This window comes from Streptomyces sp. NPDC006314 (assembly GCF_040613075.1).
In the GTDB taxonomy this organism is placed as follows: Bacteria; Actinomycetota; Actinomycetes; order Streptomycetales; family Streptomycetaceae; genus Streptomyces.
Genome location: NZ_JBEXRL010000017.1, coordinates 72,265 through 94,822, shown reverse-complemented (window position 1 = coordinate 94,822; position 22,558 = coordinate 72,265). Strand labels below are relative to the sequence as shown.

The window sequence follows — 22,558 nt, the reverse complement described above, 5'->3', positions numbered from 1 at the left end:
CATCGTGTGCCGTGGCCGGCCTGGGTTCCGCTGGGACTGGCGACCGCCCTGGCGGGCACCGTGCTCGCCGGCCCGGTGCCCGCAGAGGCCGCCACCGCCACGGGCGCCGTACTGGACCCCGCTCACAGCAGCGTCAGCTGGCAGAGCCCGGTCTACGCCAAAGGCACCGGCGGCGGCACCGAGAGCTGCCCCGATGCCGCCGCCGACCCCGACAACAAGGTCTGCGACCGCTTCGACCTGACCGTCTCGGTGCCGGACGGCTACTGGGACGACAATCCCGAGGGCGGCATCCCGCTGTCGATCAAGTGGGAACGCCCCTCGGACGACTTCGACCTGTACGTCTACGACGACCACGGCAAACAGGTGGCGTCCAGCGCGGGCACCGCCGACCCCGAGGCCACGGTGATCCCGCGGGCGTCGGGCACGTACCACGTGGTGGTCGTGCCGTACGCCGTGCACGACAACTCCTTCACGGGCACCGCGTACCTGCCCGCGACCACGGACGCCGGCGACCTCACGTCCTTCTCGGGCGGTGACGGCAGCTACACCATCGGGGCCGGGGGGCTCACGGCCCGCGCCGACTTCCTGAAGGACGGTCAGCTGCGGCTCCAGGCCGACCCGTCCGGCTCGCTGAGCGATCCGGCGGGTACGGCGATCGTGCGCAAGCAGCCCGCGCTCCAGCGGCACACCTCGTCCTTCGACGCGGGCGACTACTACGGCATCCGCTCCCCCGAGGCCGTCCTGCGCGTGTACAAGCAGCCGCTGCGGTTCGGCCTGTACAGACCCGACAACCGCACCCGGATCTGGCAGGAGGACAAGCCGCTGCGCTGGTCGACCGGCGGGATGCGGCAGAGCCTGGCGCGGGGCGCGGACGAGCAGTTCTTCGGCGGCGGCGAGCAGAACGGCGGCTTCTCGCACCGCGGACGGACGATGTACGTGGCGAACAGCTTCGACTGGAACGAGGGCGGCTACAACAACTCCCAACCGTTCTACCTCTCCAGCGCGGGTTACGGCGCCTTCCGCAACACCTTCGCGCCGGGCGTGTACACCTTCGGCGCGCCGGTCACCACCGGGCAGCAGGAACGGCGCCTGGACGCCTACTACTTCCTCGGCGACGCCAAGCGGGTGATCGGCAAGTACACGGCGCTGGTGGGCAAACCGTTCATGCCGCCGGTCTACGGTCTCGAACCCGGCGACTCCGACTGCTACCTCCACAACGCCAACCGGGGAGAGCGGCACACGCTGGACGCGCTGAAGATCGCGGACGGGTACACCGAGCACCGGATGCCGCTCGGCTGGATGCTGGTCAACGACGGTTACGGCTGCGGGTACGAGAACCTGGAGCAGACCGCCAAGGGCCTGCAGGACCACCATGCCCAGCTCGGCCTGTGGACCCAGGACGGCATCGACAAGCTGGCCGACCAGGTCAAGGCGGGCCAGCGGGTGGCCAAGCTGGACGTGGCCTGGGTCGGCAACGGTTACAAGTTCGCGCTGGACGCCTGCGACGCGGCGAAGAAGGGCATCGAGGAGAACAGCGACGCGCGCGGTTTCGTATGGCTGCCGGTGTCCTGGGCGGGCGCCCAGCGGTGCGGGGTGCTGTGGAGCGGCGACCAGAAGCTGTCGTGGGACTACATCCGCTGGCAGATCCCGACCTACGCCGGGGCGACCATGTCCGGCATCGCCTACAACACCGGTGACGTGGGCAGCATCTACCGGCACGACGCCAAGATGTACGCCCGCGACCTGCAGTGGAAGGCGTTCCTGCCGGCCATCATGACGATGGACGGCTGGGCCTCGGACATCACCACGGGAAAGTCCGCCGACCAGCAGCCCTGGCTCGACGGTGAGCCGTACACCTCCATCAACCGCAAGTACCTGCAGCTGAAGGAGCGGCTGCTGCCGTACATGTACACCCTGTCCGCCGAGGCGGCGACGTCGGGTGTGGGCGCGGTGCGTCCGCTGTGGCTGGAGTACCCCGACGACCCCGGCACCCTGGGCGAACAGGCCAAGTACGAGTTCCTGTCGGGCCGCGACTTCCTCGTCGCCCCGGTCTACCAGGACTCCGACACCCGAGACGGCATCTACCTCCCGAAGGGCACCTGGACCGACTACTGGACCGGGCGCACATACCGGGGTCCGACCACGCTGAACGGCTACCACGCCCCACTGGACACGCTGCCGCTGTTCGTGCGCGAGGGCGCGATCGTGCCCATGTGGCCGAAGGGGACGACGAGTTGGCAGACCCGCGACCGGCACGAGCTGGACTGGGACCTGTATCCGGCCGCCCACGGCACGAGTCACTACACGCTGTACGAGGACGACGGTGTGACACGTGACTTCACCAGGGGTTCCGCCGCCGCCCAGCGGGTGTCGGTGCACGGCGGCGCCAAGGGGACGACCGTGACCGTGGGCGCGAGCAACGGTGACTACGCGGGCAAGGTCGCCGCGCGGACGTACCGGTTCACCGTGCACGGCGGCTCCGCACCCGGGCGCGTTCTCCTCGACGGGCGCCAACTTCCCGGCTCCGCGTGGTCGTACGACGCCGGCACGCACGTCACCACTGTCACGACGCCGAGCCGGTCACTGGATCGGGGCTTCACCCTGCGGCTGGTCGACGGGAGGTGAAGAGATTATGGCCCAGCCCAAAGAGCCCCTTGGTCTCGTCCAATCTATGACGTGATCGCAACACCTCTCAGAGGGTGGGGCTCCCCCGCTCGGGGGCTCCCCCACCCCACCCTCTGGAGGCCCGCAGTGAGACGTCTTCGGGCATGCCGCCTCGGGCGCGTCCGGCGCGCTCAGCAACCGCTGGTACGCCGCCGCCCCCCTGTCTGACGCCACTGGACAACGGCCCGCCGGACCCGGCCGCCATCTTGGACGCCACCGGCCTCAAGTCCTTCCTGGCCTTCGTTCTCGCCCCCGACGGCGGCTGCACGCCGACCTGGGGCGGTACGGCGCCCGTCTCCTCGGACACGTCCGTGCAGTCATTGATCAACACTATGCGCGCCGGGGGCGTTGACGTCTCCGTCTCCATCGGCGGGTACGGCGGCACCAAGCTCGGCCAGGCCTGCGCGGACGCGACCTCCACGGCGGCCGCCTACCAGCTACGCGACCGGCCACCACATGGACCGGTTCACGTCCTGGTCCCTGAACCGGGGCTCCAGCGTGACCCAGACCATCTGGGATTTCGCCGAGTACTCGGTCGGAATGAGGGCCGTGGCAGGACGGGGGCGCCTGCCGACCCAGCTGAACATCTTGACGTGTCAGGTTCAGACCTTTAGCTTCTCGGGTCACCGGCGACCAAGCACGCGTTCAGCGTTCATCAGCTTGAACACATCCGGTCCGACGAAGGGACCCCCACATGACCCGATCCCGGCTTCTCGCGGCGACGACCACCGCGGGCCTCACCGTCGCCCTCACCGTCCTCGGCACCGGCGGCGCGGACGCGGCCGATCCGCATGTCGCGCCCGGCGGCAACTTCGACCTGTCGGTGTGGCAGCTCCAGGAACCCGTCGGCTCCCCCGGCAAGCCCACCACCATCCCCTCGTCCCGGCTCCAGGGCCCGAACGGCTACCAGGACGCGTACTTCTACACGGATACCCGTGACGGCGCCATGACCTTCTGGGCGCCCGAGAAGGGCGTCACCACGCCGAACTCGAACTACGCCCGCTCCGAGCTGCGCGAGATGAACCGCGACGGCACCGCGGCCGACTGGCCGCTCGCCGGCTCCCACCGCATGAGCGCGGTCCTGCGCGTGGTGTCCGTGACCAAGAACGTGTGCGTCGGCCAGATCCACCTCGGCACCGGCGGCTCCTCCACCAAGCCGCTGCTGGAGCTGTACTACCACGCGAACGGGGACATCGTCCTCGGCACCGAGAACTCGCCGGCCGGCGGCCAGACCCAGCACCCCGTAGGACATGTGTCCCTCGGCAAGACCTGGACCTACACCATCGCCGTCTCCGGCGGGAACACCGTCGACCTGACCGTGAACGGCACCACCACCCACTACGGCATCCCGTCCTCGTTCCAGCCCTACAAGCAGTACTTCAAGGCCGGCTCCTACAACCAGTCGTCCTCGGACAGCACCACGAAGGGTGCCCGTGTCGCGTTCTACGGGCTGACCGTCTCGCACGGCTGACCCACCGTGTGACCTGCGCGATTGGTGCATTCGGGCGGACGGTCGTAGCGTCGATGTGCGGTCCGACACAGCACGACGGGCGGGAGCGGCCATGCGCGGATCAGTGGTGGGAAGAGCGGTTACGCTGGTGGCGGGAGCCCTGCTCACGGCGGCCATGACCACGGCGTCGGCCAGTCCGGCGGCCACTGCCCCGAAGGTCGATCCACCGCCGCCCGTGCTCGTCGACTGCCAGTGGCAGCGCGACATCCGGCCGGTCGACTTCATCCTCGCCTGCGGCGACGGCAACAGCCGGCTGTCGGGGCTCCAGTGGAAGCACTGGGGTTTCGACACGGCGACGGCAGTGGGCGTGAACATGGTCAACGACTGCAAGCCGTACTGTGCGGCGGGCACCTTCCGCTACTACCAGGTGACCGTGCGCCTGGACCGCCCGCAGGCGTGGAAGAAGGACCCCGGAGTGCAGCACTTCACCCGGATGAGCCTCACCTACGCCGGCGCCCGTCCGGAGGGCTTCCAGCCGGTCATGACCTACCCGCTCTGGGACTGAGCCGTCCGCCGGCGGCAGCTCTTCCGCGCCCTCCGGCCCGCACCGCACGTCCGCCGCGGCCGGTCCTGCCGGCCGCGGCGGACGTGTCTCTCAGGCGATCTCCACCAGCAGGTCGCCGCCCTCCACCTGCTGGATCCGGTTGATGGCCAGCCGGGACACCCGGCCCGCCTTCGGCGCCGTGATCGTGGCCTCCATCTTCATCGCCTCGATGGTGGCGATCGTGGCACCGGCCGCCACCTCGTCGCCCTCGGCCACGGCGAGGGTCACCACACCGGCGAAGGGCGCCGCGACCTGACCGGGGTTGGACCGGTCGGCCTTCTCCGTCACCGGGATGTCGGAGGCCGCCGCACGGTCACGGACCTGAATGGGCCGGAGCTGGCCGTTCAGCGTCGACATCACGGTGCGCATACCGCGCTCGTCGGCCTCGCCGATCGCCTGCAGCTCGATCAGCAGCCGAACCCCGGGCTCCAGGTCGACGGCGTACTCCTTGCCCGGGCGCAGGCCGTAGAAGAACGCCTTGCTGTCCAGCACGCTGGTGTCGCCGAAGGCCTGGCGGTGCGTGTCGAACTCGCGCGTCGGGGCGGGGAACAGCAGCCGGTTGAGGGTGGCCCGCCGGTCCTTGGCCAGCCCGTCGCGGTCCTCGGCGGACAGCTCGGGGACGGGCTTGGGCTCGGCACGGCCCTGGAGCGCCTTGGTGCGGAACGGCTCCGGCCACCCGCCGGGCGGGGTGCCCAGCTCACCGCGCAGGAAGCCGATGACCGAGTCGGGGATGTCGAACCTGTCGGGGGTCTCCTCGAAGTTCTCGGGGGTGACTCCGGCTCCGACCAGGTGCAGGGCGAGGTCGCCGACCACCTTGGACGACGGGGTGACCTTGACCAGACGGCCGAGGATGCGGTCGGCGGCGGCGTACATGGCCTCGATGTCCTCGAAGCGGTCGCCGAGGCCGAGGGCGACGGCCTGGGTGCGCAGGTTGGACAGCTGGCCGCCGGGGATCTCGTGGTGGTAGACGCGGCCGGTCGGGGAGGCGAGGCCCGCCTCGAACGGGGCGTAGATCCTGCGGACGCCCTCCCAGTACGGCTCCAGGTCGCCGACGGCCTGGAGGTCGAGTCCGGTGGGCCTCTCGGAGTGGTCGGTGGCGGCGACGATCGCCGACAGCGACGGCTGCGAGGTCGTCCCGGCCATGGAGGCCACCGCCCCGTCGACCGCGTCCGCGCCCGCCTGGATCGCGGCGAGGTAGGTGGCGAGCTGGCCGCCGGCGGTGTCGTGCGTGTGCAGGTGCACGGGCAGGTCGAACTCGCGGCGCAGCGCCGAGACGAGCTTGGCGGCGGCCGGGGCGCGCAGCAGGCCGGCCATGTCCTTGATGGCGAGGACATGTGCGCCTGCCCCGACGATCTGCTCGGCGAGCCGCAGGTAGTAGTCGAGCGTGTAGAGCCGCTCGGCGGGGTCGTTGAGGTCGGCGGTGTAGCAGAGCGCGACCTCGGCGATCGCGGTGCCGGTCTCGCGTACGGCCTCGATGGCGGGCCGCATCTGGCCGACGTCGTTGAGGGCGTCGAAGATGCGGAAGATGTCGATGCCGGTGGCGGCGGCCTCCTGCACGAAGGCGTCGGTCACCTCGGTCGGGTACGGGGTGTAGCCGACGGTGTTGCGGCCGCGCAGCAGCATCTGGAGGCAGAGGTTGGGTACGGCCTCGCGCAGGGCGGCCAGCCGCTCCCAGGGATCCTCCGCCAGGAAGCGCAGGGCGACGTCGTAGGTGGCGCCGCCCCAGCACTCCAGGGAGAGCAGCTCCGGCAGGGTGCGGGCGACGACCGGGGCGACGGCGAGGAGGTCCTTGGTGCGCACGCGGGTGGCGAGCAGGGACTGGTGGGCGTCGCGGAAGGTGGTGTCCGTGACGCCGATCGTCGGTGACTGCCGCAGGTGCCGGGCGAAGCCCTCGGGGCCGAGTTCCACGAGGCGTTGACGCGATCCGGCGGGCGGCTCACCCGCGGGCAGCGGCGGCAGCTTGGTCAGCGGGTCGAGCAGGTCGGGCCGTTCGCCGTGCGGCTTGTTCACCGTCACGTCGGCGAGGTAGGTGAGCAGCTTGGTGCCGCGGTCCGCGGAGGAGCGGGCGGTGAGCAGGTGCGGGCGCTCCTCGATGAAGGAGGTGGTGACCCGGCCGGCCTGGAAGTCGGCGTCGTCCAGGACCGCCTGCAGGAACGGGATGTTGGTGGCCACACCGCGGATGCGGAACTCGGCGACCGCACGGCGGGCCCGGCCGATCGCGGCCTTGAAGTCCCGTCCCCGGCAGGTGAGCTTGACCAGCATCGAGTCGAAGTGCGCGCTGATCTCCGTACCGGCGTGCGTGGTGCCGCCGTCGAGGCGGATGCCGGAGCCGCCGGGCGAGCGGTAGGCGCTGATCCGGCCGGTGTCCGGACGGAAGCCGTTGGCGGGGTCCTCGGTGGTGATGCGGCACTGGAGGGCGGCGCCGCGCAGGGTGACGCTGTCCTGGGACAGGCCGAGGTCGGCGAGGGTCTCGCCGGCGGCGATGCGCAGCTGGGCCTGGACCAGGTCGACGTCCGTGACCTCCTCGGTCACGGTGTGCTCGACCTGGATGCGCGGGTTCATCTCGATGAAGACGTGGTTGCCGTCGCGGTCGAGCAGGAACTCCACGGTGCCCGCGTTGCGGTAGCCGATCTCGCGGGCGAAGCGGACGGCGTCGGAGCAGATCCGGTCGCGCAGTTCGGGGTCGAGATTGGGGGCGGGCGCCAGCTCGATGACCTTCTGGTGGCGGCGCTGGAGCGAGCAGTCGCGCTCGAAGAGGTGGATGACGTTGCCCTCGCCGTCGGCGAGGATCTGCACCTCGATGTGGCGCGGGTCCACGACGGCCTTCTCCAGGAAGACGGTCGGGTCACCGAACGCGGACGCGGCCTCGCGGGAGGCGGCCTCGATGGACTCGCGCAGCTGGGCGGGGTCCTCCACGCGGCGCATGCCGCGGCCGCCGCCGCCCGCGACCGCCTTGACGAACACGGGGAAGCCGATCTCCTCGGCGGCCCGCACCAGTTCCTCCAGGTCGGTGGAGGGCTGGGAGGAGCCGAGCACGGGCACACCCGCCGCGCGGGCGGCGGCGACCGCGCGGGCCTTGTTGCCGGTCAGCTCCAGCGTCTGGGCGCTGGGGCCGACGAAGGTGATGCCCGCCTCCTCGCAGGCGCGGGCCAGTTCGGGGTTCTCGGACAGGAAGCCGTAGCCCGGGTAGACGGCGTCCGCCCCGGCCCGGCGGGCGGCGCCCACGATCTCCTCGACGGAGAGATAGGCCCGCACCGGATGCCCGGGCTCTCCGATCTCGTACGCCTCGTCGGCCTTGAGCCGGTGCAGCGAGTTGCGGTCCTCGTGCGGGAAGACGGCGACGGTGCGCGCGCCTAGTTCGTAACCCGCCCGGAACGCGCGGATCGCGATCTCTCCACGGTTGGCGACCAGCACCTTGCGGAACATCTTGGATTCCCTTCAGCTGCCTGCCGGCGACGAACACCCTGGTGTCAGCCACACCCTGCCCTGCCTCGCGGCCACCCTAGGGGGTGCCCGCACGGGGCGACGTGCGAAAACCATCACATTGACGGGGTGGGCGACGCCACAGGGGCGCGCCGTGCCGGTCGGGCCGGAAGGGGGCATCGCGGCGGGGCGGCGAGGACCGGCGCGGCGCGCGCGGAGCGGGTGCGGCAAGGGGTTACGCGGATCTGGACTACCGTTCGAGAGACCTCGTCGAAACCCTGGGCTGGGTGTTGCCCGGACGGTCGGCGGGCGCTGCCGGGGCCGGGACGGTGCACGTGGGTGCGGGGGCCGGCCTGGAGTGCACGAAGGTGCGCTCGGTGCCCCCTGTGGGCAGCAGGGCCCGTGCCAGGGCGCGCAGCCGTTTCCCGCGGCCGTGCAGCAGCCCGAGGACGATCGCCGTGCCCACCGCGATCAGGTGCTCCCGTCCGGCCAGATTGGGGACCGCGATGGACTCCCACACCATCGAGCCGCCGGTCAGCGTGAACACCACGGGGGCGTGCCTGATGACCCCGAGATAGGTGAACAGCCCCACGACGGCCGCGGAGGGCCCGGTGTCCAGCACCTGTCCGCACTCGGGCGGCAGTCCGAACCCCCACCAGCCGGGCCCCATCGCGAGCATCAGGCGGGCGGTGAGCGTGCCGGCCAGTGTGGTGGCGTAGGCGATCACCAGGGTGCGGGCGCGGCCGAGGGTCAGTTCAGCGAGCGCGAAGGCGAGGAAGAGCTGGGTGATGCCCGCCCACACCGGCAGGTCCAGCGCGGGGACGTACAGCGATACGGGGGTGCGCAGCAGGGACATCCACAGCGGCAGGTCGGCCGTGACCCCACCGAGCCGTCGCACCCACACCGCACCGGTGGGGTGCTGGGCGATGTCATGGAAGAAGATGACACCGAACGCGGCCACGAACGCCAGCAGCAGCCCGGACAGTCCGCGCCGCGCGAGCCGCTGCACCGGGTCGACGACGATGGCGTGCCACTCGGCCCGCAGCGTGCGCCCGGTCAGCCGGGCGAGGCGCGCGAGCGGCGAGCGGAAGCGCTCGATGCTCCCTTCAGTGGTCATGAGACACGACAGCCCGTCACCTTCGGATCCCCCGTCACCGACATCGCCCCTTTCCTCTCGCGCCCGGACCTCCGGCCGCGCGAGGCGCTTTCCCGTCATCCGCCTATTTCAGACATCACCCCCTCCCCCTCAATAAGGGCTTCTGTCCCGGCGAGGGCCGATCGGTGACAGTTCAGCGACCCGGAACTCGGGCGTCAACATCCTTTACGGGTGGTAAGACCCACGGTGGGAATCGGGCACCGAGAGGCAACCTTCGCCCCCTTCGCTCCGTCCTGCGGTACAGGGCTCCCGCCGCACGCGGCGCGTGCACCCGCCCGCAGTTTCCGAGCCCTTCGGTCACGGCGAGCACGGCTGCCCGTTCCCCGCGCGGGAGATCGCCGAGGTGATCGCGCGAACCGGCATCGAGGTCGTCCTCGACCGGCTGCCGGACATCGACCTGGCGGTGCCCGCCGAGTCCCTCGGCCGCCGCCCTCGCCCTGGCTCAGGGGACTGACCCGGTTGCCCGTCCGGTTCACTCCCGTACCTGCCCTCTGATCCCGCGTCGCCTCGGCCGACCCGCTTTTGTGCTGCCGGGGGTCCGGGGGCCGCCCTGTCCCGGCTTGAGGCGGGCGTGGCGCTCCCCGCGCTGTACGCCCGCTTCCCGGCCTGGACCTGGCGGTGCCGGCGACCGGGCTGCGCAACAAGCCGGTGGTCACGCAGAACGACCGCGAGCTGCCGGTGCGGCTGAATCCGTAGTCCCGCCCACGGCACGCCTTGACTTGGAGAGCGCTCCAACTCGTAGCGTCGCGGACGGCGCGTGTGGCTGCCCGCGCCCGGCCTCCCCCACGGGATGCCGGGTGCGGGAATCCGTCGCTAGATGGAAGAAGGCCCTCGCGCCCGGAGAACGACCGACGAGTGTGCACGAAAGGCTGGGACGTCACATGCAGAAGCGCAGTCTGGGGGACCTCCAGGTATCGGCCATCGGCCTCGGGTGCATGGGGATGTCCGCCTTCTACGGCTCCGCCGACCAGGAGGAGGGCATCGCGACCATCCGGCGCGCCCTGGAACTCGGGATCGACTTCCTCGACACCGCACAGGTCTACGGCCCGCTCACCAATGAGTCGCTGGTCGGCGAGGCGATACGGGGACATCGCGACGAGTACGTGATCGCGACGAAGTTCAACTACCGGATGGACGACGCCGTACCCGGCGACATGAGCACGGTCGGCCGGCAGGACGGCTCGGCCGAGCACGTACGCAGCTCGGTCCACGGCTCACTGGAGCGCCTGGGCACCGACCACATCGACCTGTACTACCAGCACCGGGTCGACCCGAACGTGCCCATCGAGGAGACGGTCGGCGCGCTGGGCGAGCTGGTCGCCGAGGGCAAGGTGCGGTACATCGGGCTGAGCGAGGCGAGCGCGGAGACCATCCGGCGCGCCCATGCCGTGCACCCGATCACCGCCGTGCAGAGCGAGTACTCGCTGTGGACGCGGGACGTGGAGGCCGAGGTGCTGCCCGCCTGCCGGGAGCTGGGCATCGGCTTCGTGCCGTACTCGCCGCTCGGCCGCGGCTTCCTCGCGGGCCGCTTCAGCTCCCCGGACGAGCTGGACGAGAACGACTTCCGGCGCAGCAACCCCCGCTTCACCGACGCCAACCTGGAGGCGAACCTGCGGCTGGCGGCGAAGGTGAAGGAGATCGCCGCGGAGAAGGACGTGACCCCGGCCCAGCTGGCCATCGCCTGGGTGCTGGCCCGGGGCGAGGACCTGGTGCCGATCCCGGGCACCAAGCGCCGCACCTACCTGGAGCAGAACGCCGCCGCGGCCGGCATCGAGCTGACCAAGGAGGACCTGGCCCGCATCGACGCAGAGCTGCCCGAGGCGGCCGGTGAGCGCTACGACGAGGCAGGGATGCGGGCGGTCGACCGCTAGCCCCACACGACGCCGGGCGGCCGGCGGTCAGGGTGGTCACGAGCCGTGCGGGCCGCCCGCGCCCGGTCCCGGTCCGCGGTCTCCGGGGTGGGAACCCGGGGACGAGGCCGCCACTCCTGCTGGCCGTGTCTGCCGGGTGAGCGGCGACTCCTGAGGGGAACAGCGCCCGCGTCGCCCCCCGCGGCCTGTGGCACGTCACCCCCCACGCTCCGCTCCCCCGCCTGCGGCGGCACCACCCCCACGAGGTCGATCCCCGGCGGGAGGGTGAGGCACACCGCCGCGCCGGGCCGTCACCGGGGCTGCGGGCTCGCCGACCGGACGGCGAAGGCCCGTCGCCTCGGCGAAGAACGGCGGGAAGAGCGCGGAGGGCAGCCGCCCCAGGCGCTGCGCGCGGTGGCCGGTTCGGTACCCGTACGGGGAAAGCAGTGGCCGAGCGCGCCGGAGCGTGACCGAGGGGCCGGCACCGCTGTCCGTGCCGGTCGGCACGCCTCACACGCCTCCTTCGCCAGGACCGCGCGGTGCGCTGTCCCGCACCGAGCGGTCGGTACGGCGCCCGGCGGACGGGGCCCTGTGAGGAAGCACACGCGGACATCCAAGTGACGTACGCACAGGGCGCCTTGGCGTGCGTACGCCCCTGTCGGCGGGGGGTCCGGTGACGGCTCACCCGTCCCGTCTGCCAGCATGGTCGGCGCCCTGACCAGGCGGCCCGGCCATGCAGCGCCGCCGGCCCGACGGGTTCCGCCGGTCTCTTCCGACTCCCCTGGTTGTCGAGTACCCCTCCGTGTCTGCTGCTCCTGCCCCTGCCCTGCCCACGCCCGTGTCCCGTACCGCCGTCGCCTCGCGTTCGCCGTGGCGGTCCTTGCGCCATCGCGGTATGCGCTGGTGGTCGGCCGCCAACTTCGTCTCCAACGCCGGCACCTGGATGCAGCTCACGGTGCAGAACCTGCTGGTGCTGCACATCACGGGCTCGGCGGCGGCGACCGGTGTGTCGATGTCCGTGCAGGCCGCGCCCGCGCTGTTCGTGAGCCTGCTGGGCGGCGCGGCCGTGGACCGCTGGCCCCGGAAGTTGACGGTCGCCGTCAGCCAGGCCCTGCTCGGTGCGGTGGCGTTCACCACGGCGCTGCTCGTGGCGCTGGACCGGATCGACATGACGGCGCTGCTGGTGCTGGCCGCCGTGACCGGCATCATCGCCACAGTCGACGGACCTGCGTGCGCGCTGCTCGGCAACGATCTGGTGCCCGTGGAGGACGTGCCGTCCGCGATCGGCGTGGGAGCGCTCGTGCACAGCGCGGGCCGGCTGGCCGGCACCGCCCTGGCCGGTGTGACCGTCGGCTTCCTCGGCACCTCCGCCGCGTACGCCGCCAACGCACTGTCGTTCCTGTTCGTGGCCTCGGTCGTGCCGTTCCTGCGGCCCGCCCGCGGTGCCTTCCAGGAGCCGTCGACCGAAGTGAGGGCCGTCCCGGCGCGTCCGGAGATGACCGTGCGCGAGGGGCTGACCTTCTTCGTGCGCCGCCCCCGTCTGGTCGCGCTCGCGGGCATCACCGGGATCAGTTCCGTCTTCGGCCGCAACTACGGCCTCACGCTCGCCGTCCTCGTCACCGGCCCGCTGGCGGGCGGCGCCCGGGCGTTCGGCACGGTCTCCACGGTGCTGGCCGTCGGCGGCATCCTCGGTGCTGTCCTCGGCGCCCGGCTGCGCAAGCCGTCCGTCCGGACCGTCGGTCTGCTCGCGGCGGCCGGCGCGCTGCTCCAGGTCGTGGCGGGACTCTCCCCGTCGCTGGCCGTCCTGCTGGTGCTGGTGCTGCCCATGGCCGTGGTGGAGTCCGTCTCCGACACCGCCGGTACGGCCCTGCTGCAGACCGATCCGCCTGCGCATCTGCGGGGCCGGGTGCTCGGGGTGTGGAGCAGCATCGGCACGGTGTGGAGCCTGGGCGGGCCGCCCCTGCTGGGTCTGCTCATGGAGTGGGCCGGGGCGCGCGGCGCCCTGGTCGCCGGCGGACTGCTCATCGCCGGGTCGATCGGCGCGGGCCTGCTGGTCCGCCGGCGCGCGGTCCCGGTCACGGTGACGCTGACCGCGAAGGACGGCGGCACGGCCGGCCCGGAGGCCCTGGGTACGGCCGCCTGCCGGAGCCGGGAGGCCCTGGGTACGGCCGCCTGACGGAGAGCGCGGGGCTCACGTCCGCCGGCGCTCGTCCCGTCCCGGCAGGTGGTACACGTGGAACGCCTGTCCGATCACCGGCTGGGCGACATTGCGCACGCGGACGCCCCCGCTGGTCATGCCGTGCTCGGAGCCGGCGTGGGCGTGGCCGTGCACGGCAAGGTCGGCGCCACCGGTGTCGATGGCCTCCGCGAGCAGATAACTGCCGAGGAACGGATAGATCTCCGGCGGCTCCCCGGCCAGCGTGTCCGGCACGGGCGAGAAGTGGGTCAGGGCGATCCGCACGTCGCAGTCCCAGTCGCCCAGGTCCTTCAGGGCCGTGTGCAGACCGTCGGCGCACCGGCGGGTGTAGCGGACGAACTCCTTCATGAGTGGTTCGCCGAACTCCCCGGCGCAGCGGCCGACGAACCCGCCGCCGAATCCCTTGGTCCCGGCGACTCCGATCCGTGCGCCGTCGGAGGTGACGACGGCGGCCTGCCCTTCCAGGACGTGCGCGCCCGCGTCCCGGAGGATCGCGGTGACCTCCTCGGGCCGTTCGTCGTGGTGGTCGTGGTTGCCCAGGACGGCGACGACCGGCACCCCGAGGTCCTTGATCTCCCGGGCGACGACCGCGGCCTCCTCCGGTGTGCCGTGGCGGGTGAGGTCGCCGGCGAGCAGCAGCACATCGGCGCAGTCGGGCAGTGTCTCGAAGGAAGGGCGAAGTGCGCCCTGGTTCTCGGGGCCCATGTGGATGTCCCCGACGGCCGCGACGCGGATCATGTCAGATCCTCCCCGTGGTCGGGCGAGGAGGTCCCGGCGACGAGAAGGTCGCAGTGGACCGGGTGCCCCGCCAGTTCCTCGCGCACCATGCGCAGGATCTCGTCCCGGCACTGGGTGGACGGCACGGTTCCGGTCAGCAGGACCGCGTCGCCGCGGGGCTCCAGCCGTACCCCGAGCTCCCCCAGGGGCCCGGAGGCCAGGTGCTCGGCGAGGTGGGCGACGCGGTAGTCCAGGTTCGCCGTCGCCGGCGGGCTTGCGTCGGTCATGACTGCCCCTCCTGGGGGTCGATCACGTTCAGCCGTTCGAGGAGGAAGAGGAAGGCGGCCGGCATGGGCTGGTCGCCGCAGGTCGCCCGCACCACGTCCCAGTCGACCTTCTCGCGGACGGCCCGGGCCACCGGCAGGACAGACCCGAAATCGCAGTAGTGCTCCGAGAAGGCGCTGATCAGGCTGTGGATCAGATCGGTCGGGGACAGTACGGGCATGAGTACCGAGTCGACCGGCAGCGTGTGGGCGCGGTCGAGCATGTCCTTGGCGACGGGCTGGTGGGCGAGGGCGAAGATGATGTCGACGTTCTGCCCGTGGCAGGTGGTCTTCAGCAGCCAGTCCTCCGGTGGGGTCCGTACGGGGAGGCCGGCCTCGCGCAGCGTGGCGGCCACCGACTCGGCATCCTCGGGCAGCACGCAGAAGTCGGCGTCGTGCTGGAGGTAGCGGCTGCCGCCGTGGGCGTAGACGGCGACGCTCCCGGCCAGCGCGAAGGGATGGCCCGCACGCTTGAGGAGGGCGCCGATCTCCTTGGCGGCCTCCAGGATCGCCTGGCTGCGGTCCTGGGGCAGCTCCGACGTCTCCGATGCGGGCGGGTCCTGCTGGTCGGGCCCGTCCGCGGTGATGCGGAGTTCGGTGATCTCCGGTCGCCGGGCGGGCGCGGTGTCCTCCCCGTTGTGCGTCATGACCTCTCCATTCGCGACACCCCTGCTCCCCCGATCGCGGCCGGTCTCGGCCCGGGGGTCCTACGGGTACCCGGCGGGCCCGCACCGACACGGCACACCTGGGAACCGTTCGGTGTGCGCCTCAGTCCCGACGGCCATGGCCCGTCAGTGGTCGCCCTGCTGATGCAGGCAGTCGACTTCACCCTCGCCCGGCCGCCGTCCGGCACGTGGACCTGCGGGGTGCGCAGCTGGTACCGGAAGGCCGGCCACGACGACGCCCGCCGCGTACTTCTGCTCAAACAGCGCCAACGCGTCGAACTCTGCCCCCGGCCGCGCGTGTGCGGGGGCACCTGCCCGACGTGACAGTCGGTTATGGCTACCGCCCCTGGCTGGCCGGCGTCTGGCTCTCGCGCTGACCCTGCCGTATGCGGACGCGCCGATGGTCGCCGAGGCGCACGCCGGCGGGCTGCGAGTGGTCCCGTGGACCTGTGACGACATGGCGACATGGCGGCACTGATGGACATCGGCGTCGACGGCATCATCACCGACTATCCCCACCGGGTACGGCAGCTCATGGCCGACCGCGGCCTGCCGCTGCCCCGGCCCTACCCGCGCGGGCACGCCTGACCGGCGCTTCGGGCGTGCGCCCCGCCCCGAGTGGGGCGGGGCGGGGCCGCACGCCCCGTCCTCCGGGTCAGCCGACCGGCCTGAGGTCGGTGATCTTGAGGGTCTTGAGGTCCGACCGGACATCGATCGTGCTCACCTGCGCGTGCGGCCCGTCGCTCCAGGTGAGCGTGACCCGGCTGGTGGCGTGGCCCGCACCGGAACCCGCGGAGGTCACCTTCCACTTCACCGGCACGTTCTGCGCGAACAGGATGCCGTCGGCGTGCTCCTTCTTCTCGTAGGCGGCGACCTTCTTCTGGGCGCCGGCGGAGAGGTAGAAGGCACGCAGCGCCTTGGCGCTGGCGGCGGCGGACGGGTCGTCGGTGGCCCAGACGGAGTCGACGTAGGCCCCGTAGAAGTCGGCCACGTGCTGGGTGACGTTGCGCGGGTCTCCCTGGGCGGACGACACGGCGGCGGCGCGGGTGGTATGGCTCGCGGCGCTCCCCGCGAGGGCGGGCGTCACGGCGGCCAGGCTGAGGCCGGCGGTGAGGGCCACGGCGGTGAGGAGGGTCTTGCGGCTGCGGACGGACATCTGTCTCATTCCCCCGGTTTCTTCGCGACCGGCCCGATCCCGGCCGTCGACGGACCCTAAGACCTCATTTCCCGCGCTCCGGTTCCGTTTCTTCCCTCTTTCTTCCCCAGGAATTCCCGGCACTCGAATCGCCGAAAGGGTTGCGGCGAATTCCGGACGAGTCACCCCTCCCTTTTGGTCACTCCGGTTCGGGCGGCGGCCGCCCTTCCACCAGCCGCGCGAGATTGTCCAGGGCCATGCGGGTGCCCAGCTCGTTGTCCGCGCGGGGAATGGCGTCGGGGATGCCCTCGTGCAGGATCTCCACGTCCGTGCCGTCGCCGCTCGCGGTGAGCGTCGTCGTCATGGTCATGGTGCCGCGCAGGGCGTCGTCGTCGGTCTCGAACGCGAACACCTCGACGACCAGGGCGTCGGGCACGAGCCGGGCGAAGTGGCCGTGGTAGGTGTCGCTGTGTACGCCGGACTTGCCGGTGCACCCCTCGTCGCCGTAGGTGAGGGAGATCCGGAAGGCCCCGCCCTCGCGGGCCTGGAAGCCGTGGACGTGGGCGGCCATACCGGTCGGGACCCGCCAGACCGCGAGCGCGTCCGGGTCGAGCAGAGCCCGGTAGACGGCCTGCGGGGAGGCCTGCACGCGCCGGGCGACACGGGTGGCGTACATGGGCCCGACGCTACCGGCTCGGGGGCGGCCCGGCCCGTCGTACAACACGAACGGGGCCGGGGTCCGGGAGGTGGTTGCGGACCCCGGCCCCGGGTCTGTCACGGCTTGCGGGCGACCGCGCCGTACATCGCGATGTCCTCGTCGCGGATGTCCTTCTCGCCGGTGCCGTCGGGGTGCCACTTGTGCACCTGGACGATGCCCGGTTCGGCCAGTTCCAGGCCCGCGAAGAACTCGTGGGCCTCGTCGATGGTGCGCAGCCGCATCGGCATGTTGCGGGCCGCGTACTCGCGGGCCACGCGGCCCACCTCCGCGGGCGCGAACTCGGCGGTGCCGATGGACATGGCCAGGTAGCTGCCCGAGGGCAGCGGTTCCAGCAGACGGCGTACGACGGCGACCGCGTCGTCCTCGTCCAGCATGAAGTGGACGATGGCGATCACGGTGAGCGCGACCGGCCGGCTCAGGTCCAGGGTCTCGCGCAGCTCGGGGGCGTCCAGGATGGCGGCCGGGTCGCGGAAGTCGGCCTCGATGTAGGAGGTGCGGCCCTCGGGGGTGCTGGCGAGCAGGCCCTGGGAGAGGGTGAGGACGATCGGGTCGTTGTCGACATAGACGACCCGGGAGTCGGGGGCCACGGCCTGGGCGATCTCGTGCAGATTGGGCGAGGTGGGGATGCCCGTGCCGATGTCCAGGAACTGCCGCATGCCCGCCTCCTCGGCGAGCCAGCGCACGGCGCGGTTCATGAAGTCTCGGTTGGCACGCATGTGGACCGGGAGGGCGGGCCACTCCCCGGACATGGCGTCACCCGCCTCCTTGTCGGCGGGGTAGTAGTCCTTGCCGCCGAGTATGTAGTCGTAGATGCGGGCGGAGTGGGCGTTCTCGGTGTCGATCCGGTCGGCCGGCCATCCGTTGTCGCGCACGCCGTGTCTCCAGTTCGGGTCGGGGGGTGTGGGACTCGCACACGAGGGGTGGGGCAAAGGGAGTTCGCTCACCGCACGCACCATCACAGCTCCTTGCGGATCGCGCCGAGCAGGTCCTCGGTCTTCCGGGCGGGTGCGGCCTGGGCGCCCACCCGGTCCAGCGCCTCGCGGTACACCACGACGTCCTCGGCCTTGTCCAGGTAGACGGCTCCGACGAGGCCGCTGAGGTAGACCATGTCGGGAAGTTCGGGGGCCCGGAACCGGAAGAGGTGGAAGGCGCCCGCCCGCATCGCGGGATGCGGCCCGTGGGCGAACGGCATGAGCTGCACGGTCACCTGCGGCAGCCGGTTGACCTCGATGAGATGGTCGATCTGCGCGCGCATCACCTCGGGCCCGCCCACCGGCCAGCGCAGCACGGTCTCGTCCATCACCACCCACACCCGCGGCGGTGCCTTCCTGGCCAGCAGTTCCTGACGGCGCATGCGCAGCGCGACGCGCCGTTCGGTGGCCTCGGCGCAGGCGTGCGGATTGCCCGCGCCGAGCAGGGCGCGCGCGTAGTCCTCGGTCTGGAGCAGGCCGTGCACGAACTGGTTCTCGTAGGCACGGATCTGCGACGCCGCCTGTTCCAGGCTGAGATAGGCGGCGAACCAGTCGGGCATCACATCGCGGTAGGTGTGCCACCAGCCGCGTTTGTTGGCCTCACGCACGGACTGCAGGAAGGTGTCGATCTCCTGCCGGTCGGTGACGCCGTAGACCTGGAGCAGCTTCTCGGCGTCCGCGAGCCGCAGCCGGGCCACCTTGGCGGCCTCCATGCGGCGGATCGTGGAGTGGCTGACGCCGATGGCCGCGCCCGCCTCGGCGTAGCCGAGACCGGCACGAGTCCGCAGCTCCTCCAACTGCCGGCCGAGAATCATACGCAGAACGGAAGGGGCACCGCCCCAGTCGGTCTCCGCGGTCACACCCCCACCCCTCCCCAGGCATCAGGGCCGGCCTCGCACGCGTCGGAGTTCTCCGAGCCATGCGATCACCAGCCGGCGAAAGCAGCATGCACTTGACCACTTGCAAATTTCAACTTGTCGGTTGCGGGTCGTCGTTGGCAGATGCCAGAGTGGAGGCACTGTTCCGGCCGATCCAAGGAGCAGACGGCGGGGCCGGGTTCGGGGAGACCGGGCCGCACCACGGCCTCCGGTGAGGTGGTGTGTCGTCTGCTGTGTGAGCGGCCGGCCCGACACCCCCACACGAGGCCGGACGAAAGGCGCACGGCGATGGCTCCGCCCTCCCTCCCCCGACCGTTCCGCCGACTTCCCGAGGACCGGAGACCGGACCCTCCGCTCCTGGATCGAGGGCTGCCACGCCTGCCCGCGGTACCCCGCCCGCACCGGGCCCCGGATGTCACGCGAGACCCTTACCCGGCCACGGACACCACGGACCGCCCCTACCGGACCGCGGACACCACGGGCCGTCCCCACCCGACCCCGGACACCACGGCCCACCCCTGCCGAACGGCGCGCCCCGCGGTCCGCCCGCACCGACCGACGGTTCCGGCCGGCGTCTCCAGACCACCCGGAGGCGAGCGTCTCGGTCGACTCCCTGGGCCCGACGGCCCCGGCCGGCCCGTCTCCGGAGCCCTGCTTCCCGGCTCGGCCGCCGTCTTCGACCTGCCCGCCCGCACCGGCGCGGGCCCTTGCCGGCCGGAACCCCGAACCATGGCCGGGGTGTGACACATCCGCCCGGCCGGCCCGCACGCGCCGTCCGGGCGGAGCCGCCCTCCGGCCACTCCCCACACCGCCGCCCCAGGACCGCCCCCACCAGTCCGAAGGATCCGCATGCACCGCACCGCCCCCCGCCCAGCCGTCGCCGCCGACCCGTCCTGGACCCGCACCCGCCCCAAGCCCGGCTCGCAGGAGCAGGCCGGCCGAGCCCGCTCCCCTCGCCTCCGGCTCACCCAGGGGGCGGATGGCGTGCGGAACACCCCTGCGGAGACGACGCCCGACCTCCATACCCGCTAGATTCGCCGCCGGTGCGGATCGTCCGCATCCGTCGGCGGCTCGCATCCCCATGGGCTCCGCGTCCGCCGCTCAAGCCGTTCGGTCGGGGGGGGTTCGAGGGCTTCATGGTCTGGTCGCTCATCCGCCGGGACCGAGCCGCGCCCGGCCTGCCCGTTCCGGGGCGGTGCGCGCCGGGCCGGCACGTCCTGGCCACGCAACGGCTGCTGCTGTTCACTCCGCGGCACCGCCTCGACGTGGCGGCGGCGCTCGCCGCGTGCGCGGACGCCGAGGCGCAGCGGTGGCTCGGCACCCAGGCGGACCAGGTCGTGCCCGATCCCGGTACCCGAAGGGCCCTGTTGCGGTGGCGGCCCTCCGGCGACGACGGCCGCCGGCTCCCCCGGCGGCTGGCCGAGCCGTTCCTGCCCGGACCCGATGACCCGATGATCCTGGTCTGCGTGCGCAGGTCCGACCTCAGCTATGCGGGAGCCCTCGAACTGGAGCAGGGGTCCGGCGAGATGGGCGGCTGGCTGGCGCCGGGCTGCCGCGGCCAGGGCCTGGGCGCGGAACTGTTCCGCGCGGGCGTGACGCTCGCGCACGACCACGCCGGGCTGGCCACCGTCCGGGCGGGCGCCGAGCCCGGGAACACCGCGAGCCGGCGGGCCCTGGCCCGCGCGGGCTTCGTCCCGGACCAGGGGCCACCCCGGCACACCCTGCCCGACGGCCGGGTGGTCGACGCGGTCTGGCACCGGCACGACTCCACGGCGGCCGTTCGCTGCGGCTGATCCCGCGCAGGGCGTCCCGCGCCACGACCGGCGGAGCGCCGGTCACATGGTCCGGGCGAGGCGGTCGGCGAGCAGCTTGGCGAAGCGTGCCGGGTCAGCCAGGTCTCCCCCTTCCGCGAGCAGCGCGGTGCCGTACAGCAGCTCGGCCGTTTCGGTCAGTTCCGGGCCCGCAGCCCGCTGCTCGTGCGCGGACTTCAGCCCGCTGACCAGCGGGTGGTGGGGGTTCAGTTCGAGAATGCGCTTCACCGGTGGGACTTCCTGGCCCATCGCCCGGTACATCTTCTCCAGAGTCGGCGTGAGGCCCTCGGCATCGCTGACCAGGCAGGCCGCCGAGCTGGTCAGACGGGTCGTCAGCCGTACGTCCCTGACGTCGTCCAGCGTCTCCTTGAGCCAGGTCAGCAAGGGCGCGTACGCACCCGACTTCTCCTGCGACAGGTCCTCTTCGGAGGACAGGTCGACGGTGCCTCGCGCGACGGACTGGAACTCCCGGCCGTCGTACTCCCGCACCGCGTCGACCCAGATCTCGTCCACCGGGTCGGTGAGCAGCAGGACCTCGTACCCCTTGGCCCTGAAGGCTTCCAGGTGCGGGGAGTTCTCGACCTGCGCGCGGCTTTCGCCGGTCATGAAGTAGATCTTGTCCTGACCGTCCTTCATCCGGGCGACGTAGTCGGCCAGGGTGGTGGGATCCTCACCCGCGGTGGAGGCGAACGAGGCGATGTCGAGGATCGCCTTGTGGTCCTCGTTCCCGTCCAGCAGGCCCTCCTTGACCGCGGGGCCGAACTCGCGCCAGAACGTGCGGTACTTCTCGGCGTCGTTCCGCATGAGGTCCTTGATGGTCGACAGGACCTTCTTCGCCAGGCGGCGGCGGATCAGCTGGATGTGCCGGTCCTGCTGGAGGATCTCGCGGGAGATGTTCAGCGACAGGTCGGCGGCGTCCACGACTCCCTTGACGAAGCGGAGGTGGCCGGGCAGGAGTTCGCGGCTGTCGTCCATGATGAACACGCGCTTGACGTACAGCTGGATGCCGTGGCGGGCGTCACGCTGGAAGAGGTCGTGCGGGGCGCGCGACGGGATGAAGAGCAGGGCCTCGTACTCGAAGGTGCCCTCCGCCCTCATCTGGATGACCTCGAGCGGGTCCGACCAGTCATGGCTGATGTGCCGGTAGAACTCCCGGTACTCCTCGTCCTTGACTTCGGACCGCGGCCGGGCCCAGAGCGCCTTCATCGAGTTGAGGGTCTCGGTCCCCAACCGGATCGGGAACGCGATGAAGTCCGAGTACCGCTTGACAATCTCCCGGATCTTCCACTCGGCGGCATAGTCGTGCAGTGCGTCCTCGGTGTCCGCGGGCCGCAGGTGGAGGGTGACCGCCGTACCCTCCGGAACACCCTCGGCGGTCTCGATCGTGTAGGTGCCGTCGCCGTCCGACTCCCAGCGCACGCCGGTCTCCTCACCGGCCTTGCGCGTGAGCAGGCTGACCTTGTCGGCGACCATGAAGACGGAGTAGAAACCGACACCGAACTGACCGATCAGCTCGGCGGATTCCTTGCTCTCCCGGAGCCGGCGCAGGGTCTCGGCCGTACCGGATCGGGCGATGGTGCCGATGAGCCCCACCACGTCGTCGCGCGACATGCCGATGCCGTTGTCCCGCACGGTCAGCGTGCGGGCCTCCTTGTCGACCTCGATGCCGATGTGCAGGTCGTCAGCCCTGAGGCCGTCGTCCGTCAGTCCGGCGAGGCGCCGCTTGTCCAGGGCGTCAGAGGCGTTGGAGATGAGTTCGCGCAGGAAGATGTCCTTGTTCGAGTAGATCGAATGGACCATCAACTGCAGGAGCTGGCGCGCCTCGGCCTGGAACTCCAGCGTCTCGGTGCTCATTGCTTCCCTTCTGGCTGGTGACGTGTGCGTGCGTTTGCCCACGAAATTTGACACACCGGCAACTGTCCACACAAGCGCCCTCGGTGCACAGCACCGCCGTTCCGGCCTGCCTCGGCCGGTGCTGGAGCTGAGCACGTGCGGA

18 protein-coding genes and 4 pseudogenes are annotated in these 22,558 nt (G+C 71.6%); 12 read left to right on the top strand and 10 right to left on the bottom strand.

Features of this window, described 5'->3' with window-relative positions; translation table 11 throughout:
• Positions 1 to 432: 432 nt before the first annotated feature.
• From ABZ079_RS27340 to ABZ079_RS27325, 4 genes and pseudogenes are all read left to right on the top strand, one after another.
• Positions 433 to 2,529, top strand: a pseudogene (locus ABZ079_RS27340) (TIM-barrel domain-containing protein); the annotation flags it as partial.
• Between the two features lie 244 nt (positions 2,530 to 2,773).
• A pseudogene (locus tag ABZ079_RS27335) lies at positions 2,774 to 3,101 on the top strand (chitinase); the annotation flags it as partial.
• A 257-nt stretch (positions 3,102 to 3,358) separates the two neighbouring features.
• Positions 3,359 to 4,135 (top strand): polysaccharide lyase family 7 protein, encoded by a 777-nt coding sequence (locus ABZ079_RS27330; protein ID WP_356942098.1) that lies wholly within the window; start codon positions 3,359 to 3,361, stop codon positions 4,133 to 4,135.
• A 91-nt stretch (positions 4,136 to 4,226) separates the two neighbouring features.
• Entirely contained in the window at positions 4,227 to 4,679 is a 453-nt protein-coding gene (locus ABZ079_RS27325) for a hypothetical protein (protein ID WP_356942097.1), read from the top strand.
• Positions 4,680 to 4,769: 90 nt separating this feature from the next.
• On the opposite strand, the gene ABZ079_RS27320 is transcribed toward ABZ079_RS27325, so the two are convergent.
• Both ABZ079_RS27320 and ABZ079_RS27315 read right to left on the bottom strand, forming a co-directional pair.
• Positions 4,770 to 8,144 (bottom strand): pyruvate carboxylase, encoded by a 3,375-nt coding sequence (locus ABZ079_RS27320; RefSeq protein WP_356942096.1) that lies wholly within the window; start codon positions 8,142 to 8,144, stop codon positions 4,770 to 4,772.
• Positions 8,145 to 8,391: 247 nt separating this feature from the next.
• Entirely contained in the window at positions 8,392 to 9,258 is an 867-nt protein-coding gene (locus ABZ079_RS27315; RefSeq protein ID WP_356942095.1) for a hypothetical protein, read from the bottom strand.
• Between the two features lie 331 nt (positions 9,259 to 9,589).
• Between ABZ079_RS27315 and ABZ079_RS27310 the strand changes: the two are divergent.
• The 4 genes and pseudogenes from ABZ079_RS27310 to ABZ079_RS27295 all read left to right on the top strand — a co-directional run.
• Positions 9,590 to 9,792, top strand: a pseudogene (locus ABZ079_RS27310) (cytochrome P450); the annotation flags it as partial.
• 43 nt (positions 9,793 to 9,835) lie between these two features.
• A pseudogene (locus tag ABZ079_RS27305) lies at positions 9,836 to 9,993 on the top strand (cytochrome P450); the annotation flags it as partial.
• Between the two features lie 185 nt (positions 9,994 to 10,178).
• On the top strand, positions 10,179 to 11,168 hold the full coding sequence (locus ABZ079_RS27300; protein WP_356942094.1) for an aldo/keto reductase: 990 nt from the start codon (positions 10,179 to 10,181) through the stop codon (positions 11,166 to 11,168).
• A 781-nt stretch (positions 11,169 to 11,949) separates the two neighbouring features.
• A complete protein-coding gene (locus ABZ079_RS27295; protein ID WP_356942093.1) occupies positions 11,950 to 13,323 on the top strand; it encodes an MFS transporter in 1,374 nt (457 codons plus the stop codon).
• 15 nt (positions 13,324 to 13,338) lie between these two features.
• On the opposite strand, the gene ABZ079_RS27290 is transcribed toward ABZ079_RS27295, so the two are convergent.
• The 3 genes from ABZ079_RS27290 to ABZ079_RS27280 are packed head-to-tail and all read right to left on the bottom strand — an operon-like array spanning position 13,339 to position 15,031.
• Positions 13,339 to 14,082: a metallophosphoesterase gene (locus ABZ079_RS27290; protein ID WP_356942092.1), complete on the bottom strand. Its 744-nt coding sequence runs from the start codon at positions 14,080 to 14,082 to the stop codon at positions 13,339 to 13,341.
• The gene (locus ABZ079_RS27285; RefSeq protein ID WP_356942091.1) at positions 14,079 to 14,348 is read right to left on the bottom strand and encodes a BON domain-containing protein; all 270 of its coding nucleotides are present in this window, start codon (positions 14,346 to 14,348) and stop codon (positions 14,079 to 14,081) included. Before ABZ079_RS27285 ends, ABZ079_RS27290 begins: the two co-directional genes overlap by 4 nt.
• The gene (locus ABZ079_RS27280) at positions 14,345 to 15,031 is read right to left on the bottom strand and encodes a hypothetical protein (RefSeq protein WP_356942090.1); all 687 of its coding nucleotides are present in this window, start codon (positions 15,029 to 15,031) and stop codon (positions 14,345 to 14,347) included. Before ABZ079_RS27280 ends, ABZ079_RS27285 begins: the two co-directional genes overlap by 4 nt.
• A 114-nt stretch (positions 15,032 to 15,145) precedes the next feature.
• Here ABZ079_RS27280 and ABZ079_RS27275 point away from each other — a divergent pair, with 114 nt between their 5' ends.
• Positions 15,146 to 15,373: a hypothetical protein gene (locus ABZ079_RS27275; RefSeq protein WP_356942089.1), complete on the top strand. Its 228-nt coding sequence runs from the start codon at positions 15,146 to 15,148 to the stop codon at positions 15,371 to 15,373.
• Between the two features lie 141 nt (positions 15,374 to 15,514).
• Complete coding sequence (locus ABZ079_RS27270; RefSeq protein ID WP_356942088.1) at positions 15,515 to 15,637, top strand: hypothetical protein; 123 nt, start codon at positions 15,515 to 15,517, stop codon at positions 15,635 to 15,637.
• A gap of 67 nt (positions 15,638 to 15,704) precedes the next feature.
• Here ABZ079_RS27270 and ABZ079_RS27265 read toward each other — a convergent pair whose 3' ends face one another.
• The 4 genes from ABZ079_RS27265 to ABZ079_RS27250 all read right to left on the bottom strand — a co-directional run bounded on the left by ABZ079_RS27265 (position 15,705) and on the right by ABZ079_RS27250 (position 18,733).
• On the bottom strand, positions 15,705 to 16,214 hold the full coding sequence (locus ABZ079_RS27265) for a hypothetical protein (protein WP_356942087.1): 510 nt from the start codon (positions 16,212 to 16,214) through the stop codon (positions 15,705 to 15,707).
• A gap of 169 nt (positions 16,215 to 16,383) precedes the next feature.
• A complete protein-coding gene (locus ABZ079_RS27260; protein WP_356942086.1) occupies positions 16,384 to 16,860 on the bottom strand; it encodes an SRPBCC domain-containing protein in 477 nt (158 codons plus the stop codon).
• A gap of 98 nt (positions 16,861 to 16,958) precedes the next feature.
• The gene (locus tag ABZ079_RS27255; RefSeq protein ID WP_356942085.1) at positions 16,959 to 17,774 is read right to left on the bottom strand and encodes an SAM-dependent methyltransferase; all 816 of its coding nucleotides are present in this window, start codon (positions 17,772 to 17,774) and stop codon (positions 16,959 to 16,961) included.
• 83 nt (positions 17,775 to 17,857) lie between these two features.
• Complete coding sequence (locus ABZ079_RS27250) at positions 17,858 to 18,733, bottom strand: helix-turn-helix transcriptional regulator (RefSeq protein ID WP_356942084.1); 876 nt, start codon at positions 18,731 to 18,733, stop codon at positions 17,858 to 17,860.
• 867 nt (positions 18,734 to 19,600) lie between these two features.
• Here ABZ079_RS27250 and ABZ079_RS27245 point away from each other — a divergent pair.
• Positions 19,601 to 19,783 (top strand): hypothetical protein, encoded by a 183-nt coding sequence (locus ABZ079_RS27245; protein ID WP_356942083.1) that lies wholly within the window; start codon positions 19,601 to 19,603, stop codon positions 19,781 to 19,783.
• A gap of 104 nt (positions 19,784 to 19,887) precedes the next feature.
• Positions 19,888 to 20,544 carry a GNAT family protein gene (locus tag ABZ079_RS27240; RefSeq protein WP_356942082.1) on the top strand — a complete coding sequence of 219 codons (657 nt, stop codon included), beginning with the start codon at positions 19,888 to 19,890 and terminating at the stop codon, positions 20,542 to 20,544.
• 42 nt (positions 20,545 to 20,586) lie between these two features.
• On the opposite strand, the gene htpG is transcribed toward ABZ079_RS27240, so the two are convergent.
• Positions 20,587 to 22,416: a molecular chaperone HtpG gene (gene htpG, locus ABZ079_RS27235; RefSeq protein WP_356942081.1), complete on the bottom strand. Its 1,830-nt coding sequence runs from the start codon at positions 22,414 to 22,416 to the stop codon at positions 20,587 to 20,589.
• Between the last annotated feature and the right edge of the window lie 142 nt (positions 22,417 to 22,558).